Genomic DNA, 23600 nt, shown 5'->3' on the forward strand with positions numbered 1-23600 from the left:
GCAAAATACTCTTGCAGGACAAGCGAGATAGCTATGAAGATTCATGAATTCCAGGCCAAGCAGTTGTTTCGTGAAGCTGGCATCGCGGTCCCTCGGGGTATCGTCGTGGAGACCCCAGCCGAAGCGGCCGCTGCCTACAAGGAACTGGGCGGCAGCCTGGCGGTAGTAAAAGCACAAATTCACGCGGGCGGCCGTGGTAAAGGCACCATCAAGACCAATGCCGACCAGCACGGTGTCGAACTCGTCAAGTCGGCCGAAGCTGCCGAAAAGGCCGCGGCCGCCATGCTCGGCGAGCCGCTCGTTACCATTCAAACCGGCCCCGAAGGCCAAACGGTTCGCCGGGTGTTTGTGGAAGAAGGCTGCGACATTGCTCGCGAGCTGTACCTCGGCATCGTGGTCGATCGGGCGAGTGCCTCGCCGGTGTTGATGGTCAGCACCGAAGGGGGCATGGATATCGAAGAGGTCGCCGAGAAGACCCCCGAGCTGATCTTCAAGGAAGCCTTCTGCCCCGACGCCGGGTTGCAACCGTATCAATCGCGAAAGCTGGCACAGAAGCTGGGCCTCACCGGGGCCAGCGTTCGCTCGGCCGACAAGCTGTTCCGCGGCGTCTGCAAGTTGTTTGTCGACCTCGATTGTTCGCTGGCCGAAATCAATCCGCTGGTCGTCACCGGCGCGGGCGAGCTGATCGCCTTGGATGCCAAGGTGACTTTCGACGACAACGCGTTGTTCCGTCATCCCGAGTTGATGGAGCTTCGCGACACTTCCGAAGAGAACCCCAACGAATTGCGGGCCGGCAAAGCCGGGCTGAGCTACGTGCAGCTCGAAGGCAACATCGGCTGCCTGGTGAATGGTGCCGGCCTGGCCATGAGCACCATGGACATCATCAAGTTGCATGGCGGCCAACCCTCGAACTTCCTCGACGTCGGCGGCGGTGCCAAAACCGAGCAAGTCACCGAGGCGTTCCGCATTCTGCTTAGCGACTCCAACGTGAAAGCCGTGTTGGTCAACATCTTTGGTGGCATCATGCAGTGCACCACGATCGCCAGCGCCGTGCTCGAAGCCTACAAAACGGTCGGCTTCAACGTGCCGTTGGTCGTGCGTTTGGAAGGGACCGAAGTGGAAGAAGGTCGCAAGATGCTGGCCGAATCCGACGTCGACATCATCTCGGCCGAAGGCCTTACCGACGCGGCGAAGAAGGTGGTTGCCGCTGCCGGCGCTGCCTGAGCCTAACGCTACCAACACACTCCAAATCATCAGCATCCACTGGAACAAATAACCACCGAGCCAATCGCCGCAGTTTTGATTCCGCTCATCACTTCGCGACCCTTGAGACTTCGTGGTTGACATGGCGAAAGCACTACAATGTCCATTCTTATTGATAAGTCGACGCGTGTGATCTGTCAGGGTATTACCGGACGGGCCGGCGAGTTTCACTCCAAGAACTGCATCGAGTACGGCTCGAACCTCGTCGCCGGCGTTACCCCTGGCAAAGGGGGAGCCACGGTGCTCGATCGCCCGGTCTACGACACCGTGGCCGAAGCGGTGGAGAAGCACGAAGCCAACGCGACAATGATTTTTGTGCCGCCGCCGTTCACGGCCGACGCCATTCTCGAAGCAGCCGATGCTGGCATCGAAGTGATCATCGCCATCACCGAAGGGGTGCCAGTGATCGACATGGCACGCGTCTACAGCTCGCTCGAAAACAACTACCCCAACTCGGTACTTGTTGGCCCCAACTGCCCGGGCATCATCACCCCCGGCGAGTGCAAAATGGGCATCATGCCCGGCTACATCCACACGCCTGGCCCCGTGGGTGTGATGAGCCGTAGCGGCACCCTGACCTACGAAGCGGTCTGGCAGCTCACCAACCTCGGGCTCGGCCAGAGCACCTGCGTTGGTCTCGGCGGCGACCCGATCGTCGGCACCAGCTTCATCGACCTGCTCAAGATGTACCAGGCCGATGGCAAGACCGAAGCCATTATGATGATGGGCGAAATCGGCGGCACCGCCGAAGAGGAAGCGGCCGCGTACATCAAAGAGCACGTGACCAAGCCGGTTGCTGCGTTCATCGCCGGTCGTACCGCCCCTCCCGGCAAGCGGATGGGCCACGCGGGCGCGATCATCTCGGGCGGTAAGGGAACCGCTGAAGACAAAATCGCCGCCTTGCAGGACGCCGGCATCGAAGTGGCCGAAAGCCCCGCCGACATGGGCACGGCCCTCAAGCGAGCCATGGAAAAGAAGTAGTCGCCGAATCGGTCGCATACGGCCGATCTCGCTACGAAATCTACCATCGCTGCTCCGCCAGACCGACCCGCAAGTTCGCGCGAATAAAGCCCCCAAACCCCGGAAATCGATTTGTGGGGGCAAAATAATCGCCGTGGGTTGCTGCGCGGTGGTTGTAAGTCGTGTTGTGCCTTGGCTTTGCATCACGCGGTCTCCAACACTCGTCAGCCATTTCGCCCCACCCCACGGCAGGTGGGGGCAAAACTCCTCTTATATCGCTCGATGCGATGCATCTGTACAGGTGTCATTAGAGCAGACCGCGCGGCCAATTGCGACTAAAAACTCGGCGGAATATGGGTAGGTAGGGAGGCCTCGGGGCTCAGAGGGCGAGGTAGGGTTTTGGGTGCTTGCAAGCATCGCTTGAGACAGACTCTACTGTATCGATGCTGGCAAGCAACACATCGTACGAGTCAGCCATGGATACCATCGACCTTGAAGAACGCCGTTGGCGAGCGCGAGTTGCCTTGATACCATTCGGCATAGCGGCCGTGGTGGTGATGGTCGCGTACGCTGCCTCGCATCTTCTGCCTTTGAGTAGGGAGGCTACCGCTTCCTGCTGGGGGACCGTCGCAGCGATTCTGGCCTTCAATTTGGAGCGTCGACTAATGGAAAATACTGATCTTGCGAAACAACTCCATCGGCGTCTTCTGGCAGCTTTCATGGTGTGTTCTGTTACCGCTAGCTTGCCAGCAACCGAGTTCCTGCCTGCAGGTGACCTACTAGGCGGGGCGATTTACAGCGAACTGCGTGGGGTAAGTGCAAATGGTTCTCGGGCTGCTGGTATGTCATCGGCTGCTATTGACGGTGCGGTACTCTGGACAGAAGTGGATGGGCTTACCCCGATCGCAGCAAGAGGTTTCGCACAAGCCATCTCGGGCGACGGTTCGACTGTAGTTGGCGGAGTGTTTAATCAATCGACGGGGGCAACGGAACCCTTTGTTTGGAATAATAACAGCGGGATAACGATGCTTGGTTTTCCCTCCGGAATCTCTCCCTCGGGCCTGGCGGTAGCGGAAGACGTTTCTGCCGATGGCAGCATCGTCGTCGGTGCAACGTCTTTCGGAGGCAATAGCGAGGCGTTTCGCTGGACGGAGGGGGGCGGCTTTCAGAGCCTAACGCAGCAACTCCCAGGTTCGCCTTCGGGTAGTTCGGCAAACGGGATCTCTGCCGATGGTAAAGTGATTGTTGGTGGCACAACTGGCTCTTACAAAACAGCCTTTCGCTGGACTAGCAATGATGGCGGTATCGTCTTGGGCGACTTGCCAGGAGGGCAGTTGGATTCTTCTGCAACCGCTGTATCCGCAGATGGCACCGTAGTGGTTGGCACTTCTAACTCCGAAGATTCGCCTATTGAGGCCTTTCGCTGGACGGAAGAAACCGGCATGGTAGGATTAGGGTTTTTGTCGGATAGTTTTTCCCAAACGGTACCATTGGGGGTTACTGGTTCCGGAGAGGCAATCGTGGGTCGAAATGACAGCTTCGATGCAGTTCCGGACGTATCGGCTTTTTTGTGGACTCACGCATTTGGACTAGAAGACTTGCAGGTCGTCCTAGGGAACCGCTTTGGGCTCGCCTCTGAACTGAACGGATGGAATCTCACCTCAGCAACTGACATCTCTTCGGATGGCATGTCTATCGTAGGCATCGGCATCAATCCCAACGGCAACACGGAAGGGTGGCTTGTTCGACTCGATCAACCCATCTTTGTCCCCGAGCCGCGCGGGGGGCTCATGGGGCTATTTGTGATTGGAAGCTATGCGTTACTACAGTTTCGGCGACAATAAATACCAGCGATCAGCTACAGCAGGGAGTTAGGCGATCCAATGATTTTCTTTCGCAACGTGAATTCTGATTCTGCTGCGTGTATTATCCTGGGGTGCTGCCTGAGCTATTTGTGTAGCCATGCCCAAGCAACCGAGTTCATTCCGCTCGGAGACCTTCCGGGAGGCGGGTTTGGCAGTACGGCGATTAGCGTTGATGGCCTGGGACAAAAGGTCGTAGGCTCATCTGCCACCGATACCTCTGACAATGCCTTTTTATGGACCGAAGTATCTGGAATTCAGAGCATAGCTCCATCAGGCTCTGCATTGGCGATTTCAGAAGATGGCGTGGTGGTAGTCGGAATGGCGACGAATGCAGGAACCGGGATTCAAGAACCCTTTATGTGGGACTCTGCAAATGGCCTGTCTCTTCTTGGCTTTCCCGGGCCTGCTTCGCCTTCTCCCGCAGCAGCCTTAGATGTCTCCGGCAATGGGGAAGTGGTAGTTGGTTTCACCGTCTTTAACGGAGTGCAAAAAGCTTTTTCTTGGACAGTGGGAGCAGGCTTCGTCGACCTCGAACCGCTCACTACTGAGACAAGTACCGCAACATCTATCTCAAGAGACGGCAGCGTAATTGCGGGGCAGCTTGGGAATCGAGCGTTCCGTTGGACAGCCACCGATGGTATGGCTTACCTCGGGGACCTTCCGGGCGGGAGTGACAGTTCGGAGGCCTCTGGAATGTCCGCAGATGGTGCTATAGTGGTGGGTTCCTTCGATTCAAGTAACGGGAGCGAAGCATTTCGATGGAGCAATGAAACCGGAATGGTGGGACTTGGTTTTCTGTCCACCGATTCTACGTCTAGCTTCGCAGCGGCGACAACTGAATCTGGTGAAGCCATCGTGGGGCAGAATAGCGTTGGCAATACTGGCGAGGCGTTCTTGTGGACGCCTGCACATGGTATAGAGCCGCTTCAACACGTACTAGAAACACGTTTTTCTTTAAGCAATGAACTCAGTGGGTGGGAACTCATATCGGCACTTGATATTTCCGCTGATGGGAGGTTCATTGTTGGACGTGGCATAAACACTGACGGAAATAGAGAAGCTTGGCTTGTTCGTCTCGATCAACCCATCTTTGTTCCCGAACCGCGCGGGGGGCTTATGGGGCTACTTGTGATTGGTGGCTATGCGTTACTGCAGTTCAGGCAAAGAGGAGTCCCAGCGATCGGCTGTAGGTAAGGGCACAGGCTAGTAGTTCTGCTTGAGGTCTTGGTTTCGCAGTCGAAAATAATGGTCGGCGCGGACGAACTCGATCTCGGGGTGCTCTTCTTCGATCTCGCGCATGATCTCCAGCAGTCGCTCGGGCTGTAGTTCGCTCCAGATATCGGCCTGGTAGGCAGCGAAGCGGGGTTGAGTGTCGATGCCAGTCGCAAGTTGTCGCTCGAGGGAGCGGCGGAGTTGGTCTCTTGAGCCCGCGTACGGAATCTGTAAACGCTCGAAACAAAGTCGATCGCCTTCGAGGCTCGAAGCGACCGTGGGATCGTCTTTGAAGTTCTGCACGGTCACGCCGAGCAGGGTAGGGCACTGCTGCTCGTAAACCTGGCGCTGCATCGGAGTGAGATTGTCCCAGATGGTCACCACGCGAAGCCCCGCCCGCTGCAGGTAGCGTGAAGTCAACCCCGTGTAAGCGGCCCACCGCTGCGGATCGTCGATGGTACTGCCGAGCGCGGCGCCAGGCTCTTCGAGCGTGTTGACCGGCATCGTGTAACCCATGCCCGACGGTCCGCTGATGAAGCAATCGTTCGGCGTTGCCGACTGGTAGTAGTAGTTCATGATGCTCGGGGCGATGTCGACAAGCCCGGGCGAGATGGTCCAGCTGATCGGCATGTCGCCGCGGGCGTCGGCCGAGCGATCCCAGATGCGGCGCAAGGCGTGCTGTGTGTACTGAATGTTATCGCCATCGCTCAGCAGCATGGCCACGTAGAGTTTGTTCTGCAACTCAGGCGTGGGCGGAACTTCCGGATGATGAATCGTGTGATCGCCGCCCGAGAACACGGTGGAGTTCATGAAGTGATCGGCCGGCATCGTACCAATGCCATAGTGCGTCGCGGTGGTTACGCCGGAACGCTCGGTCGTGTACCAACCGAGCACCACCGCGTTGCCCGCGGGCATGTCGGCCAGAAACTTGCCGAACAGTTCGCGCTCGGCTGGTTCGCGGCAATCGAGCCACACCATGGCCGCGCCGCACGCGGTGGCCATGTCGCGGGTGTGGTGGTAGTCGCCGCCGCGGCCGGGCCGGGCGCTTATCAGAAAACGCTTTTCGCACTCACTCCAGTAGTTCGCGTATAAGTGCTCGTACACATCGGTGGCGGTTGGCAGCTCAAGCGAAGTAAGGTCCTCGAGCACTGGTAGGTCGATTTGCTGGGCGAGCAGGTGCTCGCGTATCGTCGGCGTCACCGGCAACGCACCGCGGAGTCCAGCGACCGTGGCCGCCAGGTTGCAGAGATGTTCGTTCGCGCTCGGGTCGTACAGCACCACCCCTTTGATTTCACCAGCGTACTTGGCGATCAGGTCGTACTTGTTGTGGTAGTCGTAGGTAGTGCCGATTTGTAGCCCGAGCGTCTTCTGCCAGGTGTCGGCTCCCTCTTCGCTGCGGCGGTTGATGAGCCAAATGCGAGGGCGGGTCTTGTTGACGTGACCCTGCAGGGCGACGAACGCAAGCTGCTCGTCGCGGGTGAGCGATTGGATGGGCATCGCATCGAGCGAGTCGGCGGGGGCTGGCAAATGAGGAAGCACCTGACCATCGGGCCAGTGCCAAGACTCCGGAGCCTCGGCGGCAGCAATCTCAGGAAGCGTAATAACGCAGGCCAGAAGTATCAGAACCAAAAATCGGCAAGCAGTCATAGCAGGCGGGGGGGCAGGAGGGAACTCGGGAGGGACCTCCATTAGAACCACCGGATGCCCTGGATGCCAACATGGTGCAGAGTTGCCTGGCGGCCAGGCGCACTGGAGAATCTGCCCCTCGAGGGACACTTACCACCAGTATCGGGCACCAAACAGCATGGTGGGAATCTGGGCATCGCCAGCGTCGAGGTATTCGAAGCCGGTGTAAATCTCGCCGAGGCGAAACTGCTGACCCACGGTTGTGCGGAAACGGAACAGCCCCGCATCGCCTAAGCGCCCGAGATCTAAGTCGTTCGACCAGACCCACGGTTCGACCGGGAGCAAATCGAAACCATAGGTGAAATTGAAGCCAACGTCGTTTTGGTCGCCGTTCATCCAATTCACGCCGATGCCGCTCCGCCAGACCGTTCGCGGATTCTGGGCAAAGCGGAGCACCCAGTTCGCGTTGCCCACCGCCAGGTGATCGGTATCGCCGTTGGGAAGTTTCTCGAAGTAGTTGTCGTACGACAGGTCGATCGTGCTGCGAATTCTCGCCAGGTCGATTTGCAGGCGGTTGCCGATGGTCTGCATGTCGTTGAAGTTGGTGCCGTACTCCACCTGCGCCCGAGCTGAGCAAATAAAGTTCGTGGAGCGGCAGAACCAATCGGTGTCTTTAAAGGTGCCTGGTTCGAAAGTCGGTTGGTACCCAGTGAATCGCTCCGCATCGGGATCGTCGAACAAAGAGTAAGGAGGATAGTAGGGAACCGCGAGCGTGTAGAGGATGGCCTGAAAGATAAACGAGTCGCTATCGTCGAAGGGATCGGAATACCCACTATCGCCACGCGAAGACGAGCTGCCCGAGCTAGCAGATGAGGAACTCGAACTGCCGGAGTCGGCAGCACTGGAGCGGAGCTGCCCGAGCTCGCCAGCGATTGCTGTTGGCAACATGAGCATCGCATGCAGCGCGACCATCACTAAACAGCTCATCACCAAGCAGCGTTTTAGCAAACGTGGTCTCATGGTTTTAGCGACTTCAGGTAGTTTTGATGCGAAGCGAGAGGATAGGAAGATTGCCATTTGCGGACAACAGCAGCACGCACGGCAGAGCTAGCAAACGTGCGTTCGACCTTGACCCTGCCCGAGGGCAGTTGGTATTCACCGATCCTGGTTTTGCCCCGAAAGAGGAGAGTAACTGTGCAAACGCGGGCCCTAAAGTGGATTGGAATGTGTCTGGTAACAGCAGGAGCTGGGTCGCTATGCGCGCAAACGGCTCAGATTCCCTCCACCAACTACGGGGCGTTTCCGCAGCAAACTCCCACGTATGCTGCACCCAGTACCAGTACTTTCGCGACGCCGAACTACGGCGGCACCACCTATGGCAGCGCGCCGATCGCACCACCAACATTCGATTCGTACGCGACTCCCACGGTTAGCGGTACCACCGGAGCTCCGTCGGTGAGCATGCCGTACGGTTATTCGGCGCCTCCCGCTTCGGGAACCTACACGTTTCCTCAGCAAACCGCTCCGGTTACCGGAAACATGCAGAACTACCCTTATGCGGCTAGCGGCTATCAAGCGAGCCCCCAGCAGGGGATCTATCCCGATGGGTTGCCGTATCAATGGCAGCAAGGCACCTATGGTTACGAAGCCTCCGACGGAAGCCTGGTGAAGTTCCAGAAGTTTCTGCAGCGGATCGGGCTGGAGCATACTTGGATCGCTGGCAACGGTGGCGATCAAGATTTCGAATTAAATCGAACCGAAATTGCGGCGACGTTTGGCATTCCCGTGATGCATAACATCGAAACCCCGCTGCTGCTGACTCCCGGGTTTGCCATCAACATGCTCGAAGGACCGATTGGCGACCCGCTGGGAGTGCCTCGCGGGCCGGACCTGCCGGGGCAGATGTACGACGCCTACGTCGACCTGTCGTGGTATCCCCGCCCGTCGGAGTGGTTCGCGGCCGAACTCGGCGTACGCACCGGCGTGTGGACCGACTTCGATACCATGAATAGCGACTCGGTGCGCATCCTGGGCCGTGGCTTGGGGGTGATCTCGGTCACTCCGCAGATGGACATCTTGATCGGCGTGGTTTACCTCGACCGCATGAGCGTAAAGATCCTGCCTGCTGGTGGTGTGCACTGGCGGCCGAATCAGGACTGGGATCTCTACCTGGTTTTCCCCAATCCCAAGCTGCGTCGCCGATTGCAATCGACCGGCAACACCGACTGGTGGTGGTACGTGGCCGGCGAGTACGGCGGTGGTTCTTGGACCGTCGACCGCGTCGGCTTGCCCGATCGCATCGACTACAACGACATTCGCTTCAGCCTGGGGCTTGAGTGGGAAACTCCCAAGATGGCCCGCGGGCATATGGAAGTCGGTTACGTGTTCGACCGCGAGATTCTGTTTGCCAGTGGCGATCCAGCGAAGTTCACCCCTAACGATTCCGTGATGTTGCGAGCTGGGTTTGACTTCTAATTGCAAACGGAGCGAATCCAGGGCGAGGCACTTGTCACCTTTTCACTTACTCAAGCACTTGTCGTAATTATGTCTCGTCGCTTTTTACTCGTTGCGATTGGCTGCCTGATGTCTGCCTCGGCTGGGGGCCAGACTCCGACTACGGTAGCGCCGGTTTACGTGGAGCCGTTGCAGGATCCTGCGACTTGGACCACCGCCGAACCGGACGACATGGTGCTGTACGGCACCGACACGATGCAGGGCTCGTATCCGATTTGCCCACCTACGTCGCCAGCGGCCGAGAAAATGGGGAACCTGATTCCGCCGGGCGCGCGTCAGGGATTCTTCCAGAAAGCAAATGCATCGGTCACCTGGATGCCGCGGCTCGAGGGAGATAGCCTGGGCGTGACCGCGATTCAAACCAATATTGTTACCGCGGTGCCATTTCCGCACCGCTACACTCCGCTGACGATCACACCGGAGTACACGCTGCGACTGCTCGATGGCCCCGACTTCATCGACGTGCCAAGCCGGTTGCATGACCTCTCGGTCGGTTTCAACCACATTCGTCCGCTCAACGACAAGTGGGTATTCAACGGCAGGGTGTCGCTCGGTTTGTATGGCGACGACTACAGCCTGGATGCCAGCGATGCGTTTCGGGCGTCGGGCTATGCGATGGGCATCCATCAGAAAACGCCGAATAGTCCCCACAAATGGATCGTGGGAGTCGCGTACTTTAACCGAGCCGGTATGTCGGTGTTTCCCGTCGCCGGTTACATGTACAAGACCGAAGACCTGCAGGTGGATGTCACGTTCCCCCGACCCAAGATCGCCTGGCGAACCTGGGCCGAGGGGTGTGCTGGGTACAACGAGCGGTGGTGGTACATCTCGGGCGACTTCGGCGGCGGCATCTGGGCGGTGCAACGCGACAGTGGTGCCGACGACACGCTCAGCTACAGCGATATCCGCGTACTGGTAGGTACCGAACGCATTCGCATTGGCCACCTCAGCACCCGACTTGAGTTCGGGTACGTATTTGCTCGTGAGTTGGAATACGACTCGATGAGCAGCGAGCTTGCCGTCGACGATTCGATCTTCGTCCGCGGCGCACTGCGCTACTAAGCCGGATTATTTGGCTTTCACATCGAAGCAGAACTGCAGTTCCTGATCGCGCAAGTAAAGCTTGCCATTGGCGATCACCGGGTGGCACCAGATGCCCCCCTTGGGATTGCGGAACTCGGTTTGCGGCGACAGCGTGAACCGCCCGTGCTCTTGCCAGCCATCCGGCGTGGCATCGATCAGCACGACTTCGCCCGAGCGCTCGTCGAGCAGGTAGAGCATGCCATCGGCGTAGCCGATCGAGCCTTTGCCGAGCTTGCCCTTTTCGCTCCACACTCGCTTGCCAGTGGCGAACTCCTGGCAGGTCCAGCCACCGCCGTCGGAGTAGCCGTAGACGTAGTCGCCGACTAACACCAAGCCATCGTGCTTGCTCTTCATCGTTTTCTTCGCACGATCGCTATAGGGCGAGTCGGCTGGTTTGCCATCACTACCGAGTTCGATCAGCTCGCAGCCGACGCCGTAGCCGCTGGATAGATACACCTTGTTATCGCGATAAAGCGGAGTCGGAATCACGGCAACCTGGCCGGGCCAGTCGTGTTGCCAGATGACTTCGCCAGTCGCAGGATCGACTCCAAAGGCTGTCTTTTGCAGCAGCTGAATGTACTGCGGAGAGTCATTGACTTTAGCTTTGATTACCGACGAGTACTGAGCCCCTTCGGTAACATCGGCCGATTGCCATAAGAGCTTGCCGGAAAGCTTATCGAAGGCAGCCATGGCACCTTCGCCACCGCCGGGTGTGCAGATCACTTGATCGCCATCCACCAGTGGCGACTCCGCGTAGCCCCAGGTGGGCACGCCGCCGCCGAGGTCGAGCATCGAGACTCGCCATAGTTCTTTGCCATCGGTCACCTGACAGCAGATCATGGTGCCGCCGCCGGTCATGGCGTACACCCGGTCGCCATCCACGGTGGGGGTGCTGCGTGGACCGTCACCCCAGCCGTTCTTGTAGTCAGATACGATGGGGGTGGCCCACAGTTTGTCGCCGGTGGCTTCGTCGAGGGCAATCAGGTGAGTGACTTCGTCGAGCGAACCGAGCACGAACACCTTGCCATCGGCAATCGCTGGCCCTGCGTAGCCGAAACCGACTTCGCGGCTCATCCACACCAACGGTGGGCCTTCGGCTGGCCACTCCTTGAGCAAGCCTGTTTCCTGGGAAACCGCGTCGCGATTCGGACCCATCCACTGAGGCCAGTCGTATTCACCGGCGTGAACCAGCGTGAAGGTGAAAACCAAAGCAGTGCACAAACCTAATGCGTAGCGAGCGATTGCCATGCGCAGACCCTCTTCGTGTCGAGTGCTAATGATGTGTCGGCCGGTAGGATGATTGGCCAAGGCGGGTAAGCCGGTCGCCATGATACCAAAAAACGCAGCGCCGGTCTCCTATTTCTCGCCCTCGCTCTCGCTCTCGCTCTCGCTCTCGCTCTCGCTCTCGCCCTCGTCGCTCGACGGCTCGGTCGGCTCGGTCGGCTCGTTGGTTGCGGGTTTGGGCGTTTCGGCGGTCTTGTCGCTATCACTCGACTCTTTTTCCGCTTCTTCGGTTTCCTCGGCTTTTTCGGTCGTTTCAGCCGGCTTCTTCTCGGCGGCTGCTTTTTCCGCCGCTTCCTTTTCCGCCGCCTTCTTTTCGTCTTCGAGTAGCGGGTCGAACACCAACCGAACCGGCCAATTCAGTGGAGGAATCCGGTCGGTGTAGGCCTCGAACAGCAAACTGGCGTTGTCGCTGCTCACCTCAGCCGGCACATCGAGCAGGGCCGAACTGAAGTTGGCCACGCAAACCAGATCGCCATCTTCGGCCAGGTAGCGGCTGGCACCGGTAACTTCGTTGTGAACGAAACCGCTGCCGGCAAACACCCACGGCAGGTCCATTTGTTTCTTCGAGCGGTCGTCGCGAATCCACTTTTGCGCTTTTACGCGGTGATCTTTCCCTTTTTCGTCCTTCCATTCCACGTAGATATCAATTTGCGTTCCCGTAGGTGGCTTGAACTCCGGGGCGAACTTCACCGGCGTTCCCGGTTCGGCTCCCACGGCCAGCAATCCCGCGTGAATCACGAACGCTTTGCAGCTAACTACCACGATCGATTCGTGTTCCTTCGTCCGCGGCGTGCAGGCGAACATCTCAAGCAGCCCTTTTCGCAACGCAATGCGGCCATCGACGATCACCAGATTTTTCTCGCGATCGATCCACGCCCGACCTTCCTTGGTAAGCGGCTTGCCATTTTTGGGTGGGGCCATGAACGGACGCAGTTTTTCTTCCTCTTCTTCCCAGTCGTCCTCGGCCGGGGGATCGGTGGTTTCTGCTTCCGGCTTGTTCAGCGCCTGGTCGAGGGCATCGCCCGACTCTTGCGCGGCCGGCTTAGTTTCGTGGGCCGAAAGCGTTCCCCAAACTCCAAATGCGATCAACGCCAGCGCGGCGACCAGTGTCCACTGGGTAGCAGAACGCCCAAGCGAGCGGTATGATAAACTTGGTGACATGGGAAGACTCCTTCGCGGGGTTAAGTTCCGTACTTGTTCGCCCTGTCCGGCTGGCGGATGACTCCGTCGTATACAAGAGTTGGCAAACCGTTTGCTAACCATTGTTTCATCAGGCATTGTATCAGGGAAGTGATGTCGACGACGATTCCAGTTCCGTGTGATTCGCAGCCCGCGAGTGCTGTTTTTTCTGCCGATGGTAGTGATCCCCGGCTTGTCCAATTTCTTGAACAATGGAAATCGGGCAAGCTCTGGCATAAGGACGCTCCCCGTAGCCTGACCAAAGGTTGGGCCAATTTGGAAGAGCAGCAGGCTTGGAAACGCTGGGCAAAGTACTTGTCGGCCCGCTCGGATGGTCCGCTCGACGAATATCAACATGGCAAGTCCGATCCGCTCGACTGGGGTCTGCCCGGTGGCGAGTCGCCCTTGGCCGAAGTAATTGCCTGGCGATCAAGTCTTGATGCCATGCTCAAGAAGGCGACCAATGGCAAGCCGAATGCCAAGCTGGAGTCGCTGTTAGCCGAAACCCTGCACGACCTTCAGGAAGGCCCCTCGGCGAGCCCCCACGCGCTAAAAGCCGTGGTACTGGCTTACCGTCTGCCGGCCCTGGCTTCGTACTTGGAGCCGGCCATGTGGTGGGCGTGCACCGCGGTACTGCTGAATCTCGTGGCCGAATCGGCCAACGTATCGTCCGAAGCGCTGGAGCCCGAGCCGGTGCTGGTCGCATCGCTGCTGGCTGGCGAGCTGCCGCTGGTGCTGAGCGTGGTGCTGTCCGAATTGCAGCCGCTGCGGTCGCTTCGCGATGCTGCCCGCAAGTCGCTGAGCGAGGTGCTGATCGCCACCACCGATGGCGAAGGCCTGATCGACGCCACGTTGCTGCCGGCCATGCCGATGTTGGTGGCCAGTTGGACTCGTTCGCGAGCCATCGGCGAAGAACTCAAGAAGAACTGCTGGTCGAGCGAGGCCGAAACCCAGTACGAGTGGATGGTGCGGCAGATCATTCGGTTGTCGCGTTCCAGCGGCATGCCGGTGTTCACGGCCGAACCACTGGTCGCCTGGCCCGCTGGCGTGCTCGATACCGCCTTGGAACTGGCCGGCGACGACGAAGACGACACTGCAGCCGCGGCTCGGTTGGCCAAGGTGCTGCCATCCATCGACGGCGACTACGACGAAGAAGACCTGCCGGAGCCCTGCGTGGAATCGGAATGGTCGACCCTGGCGGTACTTGCGACCGGGTGGGAAAACTCGTCGTGCCGGGTGACGGTTGATTACTCCCGCCCGCAACTTGGTATCGAGATTGAGACGGCCGGTCGAGTGTTAATGTCGGGAGCCTGGGAGACCAAGCTGAGCTTCGCTGGTAAGAAGTTGGAGCCAGTCGAACAGTGGGAACAGCAATGTTGGCATTCGGACGACGAATGCGACTTCCTCGACCTGGTGCTCGAATACACCAGCGGCGTACGCCTGGAGCGTCAACTGCTGCTCGGCAAGGAAGATGGCTTCCTGCTGGTACACGACGTGCTACATGGCCCGGCGCAACCTGCTGGCGAATGGCAATACTGCAGCAATATGCCGCTGTTTGGGGGAGTCACCTTTGCCGGCGAGGAGGAAACTCGCGATGGTCGTTTGCTGGATGTGAAAGGCAACGCGCGGGCGACGGTCATGCCGCTGGCCCTGTCGGAATGGCGGATCGAAAAGCGGTTTGGCGAACTCTCCATGGAGAAGCATTCGCTGCAGCTCACGCAGTCGGCCCGATCGACTCGCCTTAGCTGCCCGCTGTGGTTCGACCTGCGATCACGACGCGCCTCGCGCCCGCGGACCTGGCGACAGCTCACCGTGGCCGAGTCGCTAAAGGTCGTGCCCGCCGAAGTGGCAGCAGGGTACCGCGTGCAGGTCGGCGACGCCCAGTGGTTGTCGTACCGCTCGTTGGCCCCCAAGGCAAACCGCACCGTGTTGGGCCAAAACACAGCTGCCGAAATGCTGCTGGGGCGTTTCTATCGCACTGGTGAGTTTGCCGAAATCCTGGCTGTCGACCCCGCGTAGAGAATCGTCATGGATCAGGTTGCTAAAAACCTGGCAGAAGTGCTCGAGCGAATCGCCGACGCCGCCTCGGCAGCGGGACGCGACCCCAGCGAGGTGACGCTGGTGGGTGTCACCAAGTACGTCGGCGCGGCTCCCGCGGCCGAACTCGCCAAAGCAGGCTGCCGGTACCTGGGCGAGAATCGCCCGCAGCAACTTTGGGACAAGGCAGATGATCCGGCGTTCGCTTCGCTCGACGTCGATTGGCACATGATCGGCCATCTGCAACGCAACAAAGTGCCACGCACGGTGGCCCTGTCGAGCCTGATCCACAGTGTCGATAGCGAGCGATTGCTGGCGGCCATCGACAAAGCGGCCGCAGAGCTTGGCAAGCGGCAACCAGTGCTGCTCGAGGTGAATTGCTCCGGCGATTCGTCGAAGCATGGCTTCACAGCCGACGCACTCAAGGAATTCGTGCCGAAGCTCGACGAATTCCCCACGGTCGACGTGCTGGGGCTGATGACCATCGCCTCGGGAGACCGCCAATTGTCGACCGCGGCCGACAATTTTCGCGAGCTTCGTACGCTCCGCGACGAGTTGCAGCAGGTCGCTCCCCAGGGTGTCGAGCTGTGGGAACTTTCGATGGGCATGTCGGGCGACTTCGAAATCGCCATTGCCGAAGGGGCGACCCTTGTTCGAGTCGGATCTGCGTTATGGCAAGGTGTCGATTTGCCGCCGATGGGGTAGAATGGCGTAATTCCGTCCCCCCGTCTCTCTCTGCCGACCACTCCATGCTCCAGATTCAACGTAATCCCACCCGCAGCGTTCGTATTGGTACCGTGACGATCGGCGCCGAGCATCCCATCGCCGTGCAAAGCATGACGGCCACCCAGACCCAGGATATCGACGCCACGGTGGCCCAGGTGCAAGCGTTGCACGAAGCGGGAGCCGATGTGGTTCGCATTGCGGTGGATAGTACGAAAGACGCCGACGCGATTGCCGAGATCCGCAAACAAACCAAGGCGAATCTCTCGATCGACCTGCAAGAGAATTACCGCCTGGCCGAATTGGTGGCTCCCCACGTGGAGAAGATTCGCTACAACCCAGGCCATCTCTATCACCACGAACGCACCAAGCCCTGGCAGGAGAAAGTGGCTTACATCGTCGGGGTGGCGGCGGACAACGATTGTGCGATCCGCATCGGAGTAAACTGCGGCAGCGTCGATCCGGCCAAGGCCGATAAGTACTCGGCCGACGATTCGATCTCGCCGATGATCGAGAGCGCGGTCGAGCATTGCGAGCATCTCGACTCGTTGGGATTCACGCGGTACTGCGTGTCGCTCAAAGATTCCGACCCTCGCAAAGTGATCGAAGTGAATACCCGCTTTGCCGAAGCGCGGCCCGACGTTCCGTTGCATCTGGGGGTGACCGAAGCGGGCTTGCCGCCCGATGGGGTGATCAAAACGCGGATCGCGTTCGAGCAGCTCATCAGCCGCGGCATCGGCGACACGATTCGCGTGTCGCTCACGGTTCCGAACGATCGCAAGCCCGAGGAAATTGCCGCCGGGCGGGACATTCTGGCCGACATTCGCGCGGGCCGAGTGCGGTCGGTGGTCGACTACGGTCTGGAGACGCTGAACATCATCAGTTGCCCCAGTTGCAGCCGCGTGGAAAACGAAGCGTTTGTGGAACTCGCCCAGGACGTGAAGCAGATGACTCGTTACGCGGCCGAGCACGCGATTACCATCGCGGTGATGGGGTGCCGAGTCAACGGACCCGGCGAGACCGACGACGCCGATCTGGGGCTATGGTGCGGGCCCAACTTCGTGAATCTCAAGCGCGGAGAGGAATCGCTCGGGCAGTACCCGTACGATGCCATCTTGCCACGGCTGAAGGAAGAGCTCGATCAGCTAATCGCCCAAAAGCAGAACGTCTAAGCACAAAAAAAGCTGGCCCGCGAAAGGAACTTCGCGGGCCAGCAATTTGTTTTCGTCTCAAAGCTTCGAGTGCTTAGCGACCAGACGACCAACCAACAGTGATCGTGGGAGGAGTGCTAGGCTTCTCTACCGCCTTGACCGAAGTAATCGTAGCCGGCTGCTTGTAAACCGCGGTCCAAACCGGAGCGGTCGGACGCTTGGTGATTTGATCGTTCGGATTCAGCAGCAGCGGAGCACTGAAGTCGTTGGCCGAGCTCTCGTTGGCGTTCTCGGGGGCTGGAGTCGGCTCCAGACGTTCCGATTCGCGGAAGGTCGGTGGAGGCGAGCTCTGCAACGAAGGAGCAGGCGAACTGGTCGAGCTGTTGTAAGCACTACCAGCAGTGCAAGTGGGGCAGCTCGAAACGGTCGAGTCGTAGCCAGCTTGCACCACACCGGAATTGCAGGTGGAGCAACCACTGCCTGATTGCATGATGACCGGGCGATAGGAGGTTTGGCATCCGCACGACGACTGCCCGCAGGTGCTGCAGCTCGGTGAGTAGTACGAAGCGTAATTGGTTGCGTAGTTGTAAGCGGGAGCGTACGACGCTGCGTAGGTGGTCGGAGCAGCGTAGCCATAACCCACGGTGTAGGCCGGCGCGGGAGCGGGGCCGAACATGCGTTGGCCCAAGCGTCCAATGTACTTGCCGAGGTACCAACCGTCGTAAGCATACGAGTTGTATACCACTGGCGAGTAGGTGACTTGTGGCACCGCACACGTGTTGCACTGGGCGCTAGCCGACTGGGCGATAGCACTCATGCCCAGCAATGCGAGGCAAGCAATCACATATTTCATGGAAAAAGCTTTCATCATTTATAACTCGTTTGGGAAGAGACGATTTACCCACCCCCCATCTGACTCGTCGCGGTCGCATAATGCAACCAGTTTCGACAGCTTCTTTGTCAAATGGAAGCAACTTTCACTTAGGCAGACCTTGCCGGTTGGCAAACCCTTGCGGTCGTGGTGGGAGCGTCCTTTGCGCCCAATGCCCGACATTGCATTCTACTTTAAGCGATAGACCCAAGTTGGCCATGTTGCAAAGAAACCACACACTTTGTGGGCTGATGCGTAAAGTATTCGCCTGTCGATAGTTGCATTCGCTCGCTGATAAGTAGCGACGCCCCATGCCAGCACTGGACAACTTGGTACCCTCAGTCCAGTGGCTGCGAGTCGTCAACTGATACTACGCGTCGCTCCCAGCGACGGTTCGGTCGATGTGCCTGGCGAGCTTGGCGAACGCGACGTTCGTGCAGGTCGTAGAGGTCAGAGAACAACTTCCGAATGTCGCCGTTGCAAGCATTGAAGGCGTTATGGAAGTCGCTATCGTCCACCGGCGTAGGAGACTCACGGACCAGATTGCGAAACACCTGGCGAATAGTTCCCTCGTCAGGCTGTAGCTTAAGCAGCATCGGTAAACCGACGTCGGTATGCGCTGTCACGAGCAGCCCACTCCGATTCCAGCGACTTCGCCAGCGAACAAGGCGGCGCATCATCACATCGAGTTGTTCGTAACCGTCGATCACCAGCAAGGTGTCTTCGTCGAGCGGAGTGCGGAGCAGTTGCAGGTCTTTGCGACACTCGTGGGAGTAGAGATCGATGCGTTTCCACTTTTTGCCGAATTCTGCCGCCAGCGGTTCGAGCGCGCAGAGCAAGGTCGACTTGCCGGCGCCATGTCGTCCAAGAATCTGTCCTCGCCAAGCGTTGGCCGAAAGCGCTGTAAACAAACTGCGAGGCGAGGCCTCCGGCAACGGAATGTAGGTGACTTCCCGGGGACCGTTCCAGCAGGTCGAGAAGGGATTCGAATTGCGATCGGGAGGAACCACCAAAGTGCTACTCCTCATCGCCATCGGGCGATAGTAACGTCGGCAGGCGAGCGGGGGCTACGTTGCCGAGTTGAAACGATGCTTCGAGCACCTGCTGACGACCCTTCGGCAGGAATAATCGCAGCCTGGCGCACCAGCAGACTTTCACGACGATGCCGTCGTAGCTCAGCGGGTTCTCTGGCAGCAGCGTGCGAAACTCCCGGCGACGCGTGAGTTCGACACCGTCAGGGCCATCGGTCGAGTACCGCTGGAAGTAATGCACGCCGAAATCTTCTTCCCCTTTGCCAGCGGTGTACCAAAGCACCGATAGCTCTGCCGAGCGTACGTCCTGTGCATTGTCGCTGTTCACGCAAATGCTGCCGCGCAGTACGTCTCCTGGGGCAAACGGGGTCTCAGCATCGGTGATGCGGATGTCGGCCAACGGCGATTGATTCGCGGCAAGCACTCTCATACCAAGGCCTCCCCCGAGGTGCCGGGCGCGGTGCCGGCCAGGTCTTCGTCGGATTTTACCTGAATCGCTGGGCGGACATTCAATGCAAACTGGCGATAAACCTCTTGCCGCCGCATGGTCTCGCCCTTCACGAGCAGCATCCAGCGAACTTCGTTGTGCGACGAGCGGAAGGAGTGCATCGCCCACTCGGGAATAGTGACCGTGAGATCCGCCTCGAAAGGCAATGTTGGCTCGATGTGCAACTGCTGCCATTTACGCAGCTCTTCGCGAAAGACCTGCTCGACCGAAGTCCGCAGATCAGTCCCCTGACGAAAGCTAGCCGACTCTTCGCACACGAGCTCCACGGTGAGCCATCGCAGGTGCATCCAACCACCTTGTAGCAAGTACACGCGATAGGTTCCCCCAAGAGCGAGTGGGTGCGATGATATTTCGAGTAGTGTCATGCCGATGCCGCGACGTTCCCAGAACTCGCGGATCAGGTTGAACGCCAGCCAGACGCCGACCAGGCCGAGCAGCAGTACGACTCCGAGCGCCAGCCAGGGCGTTTCGTTGTTCAGCACCTCGCGGGTAGCGACGTACACCAGGAACGCGACCAGCGTGTTCCAGAGCGCGCAGACGATCATTAAGCCGGCCATTCGCCATTTCTGGGTGCCGACCACCGGTAAGCGGTAGGGATAGCGGGTGCCGGGGCTTTCGTCTTCGAGTTCCACCGCAGGCAGCGTCGACGACTCGGCGGGTGATTCTCGTAGCGGATCGAGTCGCATCGCTTTCACCGCCACCAGGCTGCGCCGCTCAGCGGAAGTGGCCACCTGCATGAGCGAAGCCACGATGCCCCAAATGCCGACCCCGAGCAGCGACAGCGGAATGAGCGTAACTGGCCAAACCCACCAGCGAACGTACCTACGTAGCACCAGCCGGCTCGGATCATTCGGGTGGTACCAGCAAGCGTGAGTCGTGCCAGGCTTGTAGAGTTCGGCCATTTGCAGCGCGTCGATGCGTGTCGGCGAGAAGTGACCGAGTTCGCGCTCGAGCCACACCGGCGGAAGCGAGCCATCGTCGGTCAGACGGGCCGCTTCGACTTCGATAGAGAACTCGCCGACCTCGATCGAGTTTTCGTCGAGCCGGATCGGCGTGTCGTGCTCGTACAGCTTCAGGGTGGTGACTTTGCAGACACCCGGTTCGTAGCCTGTAGGGCGTCGCGAGTCGGACCAGTCGGGGATCAACACCTGGAACACATGCAGCGCCAGGGTAATGCTGCCGACGACGAGCAGCGAGACGCTCAGGAAGACCTCGCTCCAATAGCCCAGATTGCGCATGCCGGTCGAGCGGCCACCGCGTTTCTTCTGGAGTAATGGATTGCGCCATGCCATGGCTGTGCCAAACGTGCTGCGAGGAACTGGGGGTTAGCGAAGGTGATGGGGGGGGACCATCTTTGTGGGAGCGTCGAAGCGTACCTCGGGAGGGCCACTGGGCGAATCGTCTGGCGCGCCCTTCGTGGGTCGGCGGCGCGAACGCTTCATCCGTCGTTGGCCTCGGCTATGCAGCGCCACCAGGCAAAGTTCCTGGCGATTATGGACTAGTTGTCGCAAGCGTATATCACGGAACCCCCAGGAGCGGACTCGCTCGATGTATTGCGTGAGCAACTCGGGGCTGGCCACACTCCAGTCGGCCAGTTTGAGCGTGAGCACCAAACCGCGAATCGAAGTCGATGGGTGCGCGACTACGTCTTCGACTGCGTCCAACGTGTATTGCGGGGCGACGTTCAAGTCAGCGGCCAGCCACTTGGCCGGCGCGTACTCCACTCGGCGAACTTCGTTCGATCGCTTGCGCATGTGTACAAATCGCGGATTGCCGGCCACCAGCTCGTCGACTTCCGCCGGATCGACACCGATTACCTGGAACCCACGGTTCAATAGCGCTTGGCTTGCTCCGCCGGGAGCACAACCAAGCTCCACCCACACGTCGCCACGAACCGCCGGCAAGCCCGACCACTTGAGGGCTTCCTCCATCTTCAGGTACGCCCGCGAAACCATGTCGTCGGGCGCGGCAATGGGCAGCATGCCACCGGGCCAGCGTTGATGGCGGGCGAGTGCGCGGTGCCAGCCGATATACCACTCGTTGGGTTCCACCATCACAACGTCGAGCACCACGCTGTCGGTGGGGGCCACTTTAGCGTCGATCAAATGACCATCGGTCAAAGCGTCCGACTCGCGGGCGGCCGCGAGCAACGCCTGACGGACTTCTTCGGCCAGCGGTGTGAGGGTTGGCTCGAAACCATTCTCACCCGGCAGCAAGCTGTCTCGCTGCCAGACCTGCAGCACGATGGATTCCTGCGAAGCGACCAAGGCAGCGACTCCCTCGATCTGCCAAACCTCGTGGGCAGCCGCTGTGAGCGACGAGTTGCTCACGCGACCGAGCGAGATGGAAAGCGTGCGGGCGAACGTTGGCTGTCGGCTGGCGAGGATGGCTCCCACGTTGTCGCCGCATTTGAAGCTCACGAAGCCAGGCCGCGAGAAGGCGAGCCGCCACTCGGGTTGCGAAGCTGCCAGCTCGGCCTTGAGCGGCTGCTCGGCACCCGGTTGGCACGTGAAAAACACAAATTGACTGGCGGTTGGCGACGACATACAGGGGGCCTAAACTAAGCGTGGTGGTAATAGCGTATTCTACCATAAATCGGCTCTTGTGGGCGTGGGCCCGCGGGATAGGGCTTTTCTATAGGGAACGCATCGTGGCAGACGAAAACAAGCAAATTACCGACGAACAGTGGCGCGAAAAGCTCACCCCCGAGCAGTACCACGTGACTCGCGAAAAAGGGACCGAGCCCGCCTTCTCGGGCGAGTTGACCGATAACGAGCGGCAAGGCAGCTACAAGTGCGTGTGCTGCGGGGCCGAGCTGTTTACGTCGGATCAGAAATACCACTCCGGATGTGGCTGGCCTAGTTTCTTCGCCGAAGCTGGCGAAGGCAACATCGACAAGCAAGTCGACACCAGCCACGGTATGGTCCGCGAGGAGATCCTCTGCAGCCATTGCGGTGCCCACCTGGGACACTTGTTTCCCGACGGTCCTCCGCAAACTGGCATGCGGTACTGCGTAAACTCGCTATCGCTTAAGTTCGACGAAAAGAAGAAAGACAGCGACGAGTAATACCTGCGAGAGGGCAGGGGACTCTGGTTACTTCTCGACAAGAAACAGATGTTCGGTCACATGGAGCGAGCGGTTCTTGAAACTGCGACTGCCACGGAAGGCATTGTATCGCTGCTTGATCACCTCGACCCGCCCGACCTTCTCGAGCATCGCCTGCATGTCGGCCGGAGCGATGAAGCCTTCGTCGTTGAACGAGATGAGCAGGAACCGGGTATCGATCTGTTGGACTAAGTCGGTCATTAGCCGTAGCGACTCAATTCGTACGTTGTAGCCCGAGCGATTCCAGTCGACCGGTATGCCCGAGACGCGACTCACCCGCTCCGGGCGCTCGTAACGTGCGAGCAGGTTGAGCATGAAGTAGTTCGACCCGTACGGATGCTGGTTGTACGGGGGATCGAGATAGGCCAGGTCGAACTCGCCGGCCGATCGTGCGGCGACGTTTGCGTCGAGTTGCAGCACCTGCCAGTCGCACTCAAAGTGGCTTAGCACCGGAGGGCGAAGCACGATGTTGCCACGAATGCGACTCAGAGCGTCGCGCCCGCTGCCGCCGAATTGGCCGATCTTGGTGGCTCGATCTTTGTAAAAACCTTTGAACACGCCAGCGGTATTCGCGTGCACCGATGCCGCGCTCAGTAACGGGGCGAGCAGGAAGTCGCGGTGCTCGGCCGGCACTTCGTTCAGATAGCGACGGTAATGATCGAGTCGCAGCGCGTTGTTGCGCGTGTAGAACACGCGGTCGTCGCGGGTGATTTGTGATTCGTCGCGCGGAGCGTACATCTCGCTCACGAAGCCTGGCTGCGGGGGATCGACCTCCAGGCGGGCGTTAAGTCGCTCGACCCATTCGTCGATGGCCGCCAGGTCGACCTCCGAGCGGTTGGCCAGATAGCACCTGCCGGCGATGGCCGCGTACAGCTCCAAGTCGTTGGATACCAACAACGAAGCATGACGCTTCAGTGCGCGAGAGACCACGCCCGATCCGCTGAACACATCGAAGCAGCGGAGGTGCGAACGATGCAGTCGACGTTTGATTTGTTCTACCGCGGTTTCGATCTGCGAAAGCAGCGACCGCTTGTTGCCTAGGTACGTAATCAACTGCTCCGTGAGATACGCCGGGTTCTCCTGGCGACTCAAGCGCGCGACGGGCTGGCAGGTGGTAACGCTCATCGGATATCGATGGAAAGGGGAAACTGGCTAGGTTTCCTCCTTATACCACGGAAGCCGGTTAG

Annotated in this window: 20 protein-coding genes; 10 read left to right on the top strand and 10 right to left on the bottom strand. The window is 59.3% G+C overall.

The features are described from left to right. Positions 1–33 precede the first annotated feature (33 nt). From sucC to Pan181_RS08435, 4 genes are all read left to right on the top strand, one after another. On the top strand, positions 34–1224 hold the full coding sequence (gene sucC, locus Pan181_RS08420) for an ADP-forming succinate--CoA ligase subunit beta (RefSeq protein WP_145246404.1): 1191 nt from the start codon (positions 34–36) through the stop codon (positions 1222–1224). A 138-nt stretch (positions 1225–1362) separates the two neighbouring features. Beyond that, positions 1363–2244 (top strand): succinate--CoA ligase subunit alpha, encoded by an 882-nt coding sequence (gene sucD / locus Pan181_RS08425; RefSeq protein WP_145246405.1) that lies wholly within the window; start codon positions 1363–1365, stop codon positions 2242–2244. Between the two features lie 455 nt (positions 2245–2699). Beyond that, the gene (locus tag Pan181_RS08430) at positions 2700–4067 is read left to right on the top strand and encodes a hypothetical protein (protein ID WP_197529048.1); all 1368 of its coding nucleotides are present in this window, start codon (positions 2700–2702) and stop codon (positions 4065–4067) included. Positions 4068–4106: 39 nt separating this feature from the next. Then, positions 4107–5282 (top strand): PEP-CTERM sorting domain-containing protein, encoded by a 1176-nt coding sequence (locus Pan181_RS08435; protein ID WP_145246407.1) that lies wholly within the window; start codon positions 4107–4109, stop codon positions 5280–5282. Positions 5283–5291: 9 nt separating this feature from the next. On the opposite strand, the gene Pan181_RS08440 is transcribed toward Pan181_RS08435, so the two are convergent. Continuing rightward, the gene (locus Pan181_RS08440; RefSeq protein WP_231943786.1) at positions 5292–6947 is read right to left on the bottom strand and encodes a GxGYxYP domain-containing protein; all 1656 of its coding nucleotides are present in this window, start codon (positions 6945–6947) and stop codon (positions 5292–5294) included. Between the two features lie 129 nt (positions 6948–7076). Further along, complete coding sequence (locus Pan181_RS08445) at positions 7077–7946, bottom strand: hypothetical protein (RefSeq protein ID WP_145246409.1); 870 nt, start codon at positions 7944–7946, stop codon at positions 7077–7079. Positions 7947–8120: 174 nt separating this feature from the next. On the opposite strand from Pan181_RS08445, the gene Pan181_RS08450 reads away from it, so the two are divergent. Continuing rightward, on the top strand, positions 8121–9401 hold the full coding sequence (locus Pan181_RS08450) for a hypothetical protein (RefSeq protein ID WP_231943787.1): 1281 nt from the start codon (positions 8121–8123) through the stop codon (positions 9399–9401). A gap of 69 nt (positions 9402–9470) precedes the next feature. Further along, positions 9471–10502, top strand: coding sequence for a DUF6268 family outer membrane beta-barrel protein (locus tag Pan181_RS08455; RefSeq protein WP_197529049.1), 1032 nt, complete (start codon positions 9471–9473; stop codon positions 10500–10502). 6 nt (positions 10503–10508) lie between these two features. Here the strand turns inward: Pan181_RS08455 and Pan181_RS08460 are convergent, their stop codons facing one another. Beyond that, complete coding sequence (locus Pan181_RS08460) at positions 10509–11852, bottom strand: PQQ-binding-like beta-propeller repeat protein (RefSeq protein WP_197529050.1); 1344 nt, start codon at positions 11850–11852, stop codon at positions 10509–10511. Positions 11853–11879: 27 nt separating this feature from the next. Then, positions 11880–12968: a YdjY domain-containing protein gene (locus tag Pan181_RS08465; protein ID WP_145246412.1), complete on the bottom strand. Its 1089-nt coding sequence runs from the start codon at positions 12966–12968 to the stop codon at positions 11880–11882. 132 nt (positions 12969–13100) lie between these two features. Here Pan181_RS08465 and Pan181_RS08470 point away from each other — a divergent pair, with 132 nt between their 5' ends. From Pan181_RS08470 to ispG, 3 genes are read left to right on the top strand one after another with little or no spacing between them, the layout of a single operon-like run. Beyond that, positions 13101–15005 carry a hypothetical protein gene (locus Pan181_RS08470; RefSeq protein ID WP_145246413.1) on the top strand — a complete coding sequence of 635 codons (1905 nt, stop codon included), beginning with the start codon at positions 13101–13103 and terminating at the stop codon, positions 15003–15005. Positions 15006–15014: 9 nt separating this feature from the next. Continuing rightward, entirely contained in the window at positions 15015–15728 is a 714-nt protein-coding gene (locus Pan181_RS08475; RefSeq protein WP_145246414.1) for a YggS family pyridoxal phosphate-dependent enzyme, read from the top strand. A gap of 44 nt (positions 15729–15772) precedes the next feature. Next, positions 15773–16918, top strand: coding sequence for a (E)-4-hydroxy-3-methylbut-2-enyl-diphosphate synthase (gene ispG, locus Pan181_RS08480; RefSeq protein ID WP_145246415.1), 1146 nt, complete (start codon positions 15773–15775; stop codon positions 16916–16918). 73 nt (positions 16919–16991) lie between these two features. Here the strand turns inward: ispG and Pan181_RS08485 are convergent, their stop codons facing one another. From Pan181_RS08485 to Pan181_RS08505, 5 genes are all read right to left on the bottom strand, one after another. Further along, complete coding sequence (locus Pan181_RS08485) at positions 16992–17768, bottom strand: hypothetical protein (protein WP_145246416.1); 777 nt, start codon at positions 17766–17768, stop codon at positions 16992–16994. Between the two features lie 338 nt (positions 17769–18106). Continuing rightward, a complete protein-coding gene (locus tag Pan181_RS08490) occupies positions 18107–18781 on the bottom strand; it encodes a P-loop NTPase family protein (protein WP_197529051.1) in 675 nt (224 codons plus the stop codon). Positions 18782–18785: 4 nt separating this feature from the next. Further along, positions 18786–19229: a hypothetical protein gene (locus Pan181_RS08495; RefSeq protein ID WP_145246418.1), complete on the bottom strand. Its 444-nt coding sequence runs from the start codon at positions 19227–19229 to the stop codon at positions 18786–18788. After that, positions 19226–20599: a hypothetical protein gene (locus Pan181_RS08500; RefSeq protein WP_145246419.1), complete on the bottom strand. Its 1374-nt coding sequence runs from the start codon at positions 20597–20599 to the stop codon at positions 19226–19228. Before Pan181_RS08500 ends, Pan181_RS08495 begins: the two co-directional genes overlap by 4 nt. A 33-nt stretch (positions 20600–20632) precedes the next feature. Next, on the bottom strand, positions 20633–21853 hold the full coding sequence (locus Pan181_RS08505; RefSeq protein WP_145246420.1) for an SAM-dependent methyltransferase: 1221 nt from the start codon (positions 21851–21853) through the stop codon (positions 20633–20635). Between the two features lie 104 nt (positions 21854–21957). Here Pan181_RS08505 and msrB point away from each other — a divergent pair, with 104 nt between their 5' ends. Further along, positions 21958–22374 (top strand): peptide-methionine (R)-S-oxide reductase MsrB, encoded by a 417-nt coding sequence (msrB, locus tag Pan181_RS08510; protein WP_145246421.1) that lies wholly within the window; start codon positions 21958–21960, stop codon positions 22372–22374. Positions 22375–22401: 27 nt separating this feature from the next. On the opposite strand, the gene Pan181_RS08515 is transcribed toward msrB, so the two are convergent. Then, the gene (locus Pan181_RS08515) at positions 22402–23538 is read right to left on the bottom strand and encodes a DNA adenine methylase (RefSeq protein ID WP_145246422.1); all 1137 of its coding nucleotides are present in this window, start codon (positions 23536–23538) and stop codon (positions 22402–22404) included. Between the last annotated feature and the right edge of the window lie 62 nt (positions 23539–23600).

It is taken from the genome of Aeoliella mucimassa, from assembly GCF_007748035.1.
Taxonomy (GTDB): domain Bacteria; phylum Planctomycetota; class Planctomycetia; order Pirellulales; family Lacipirellulaceae; genus Aeoliella; species Aeoliella mucimassa.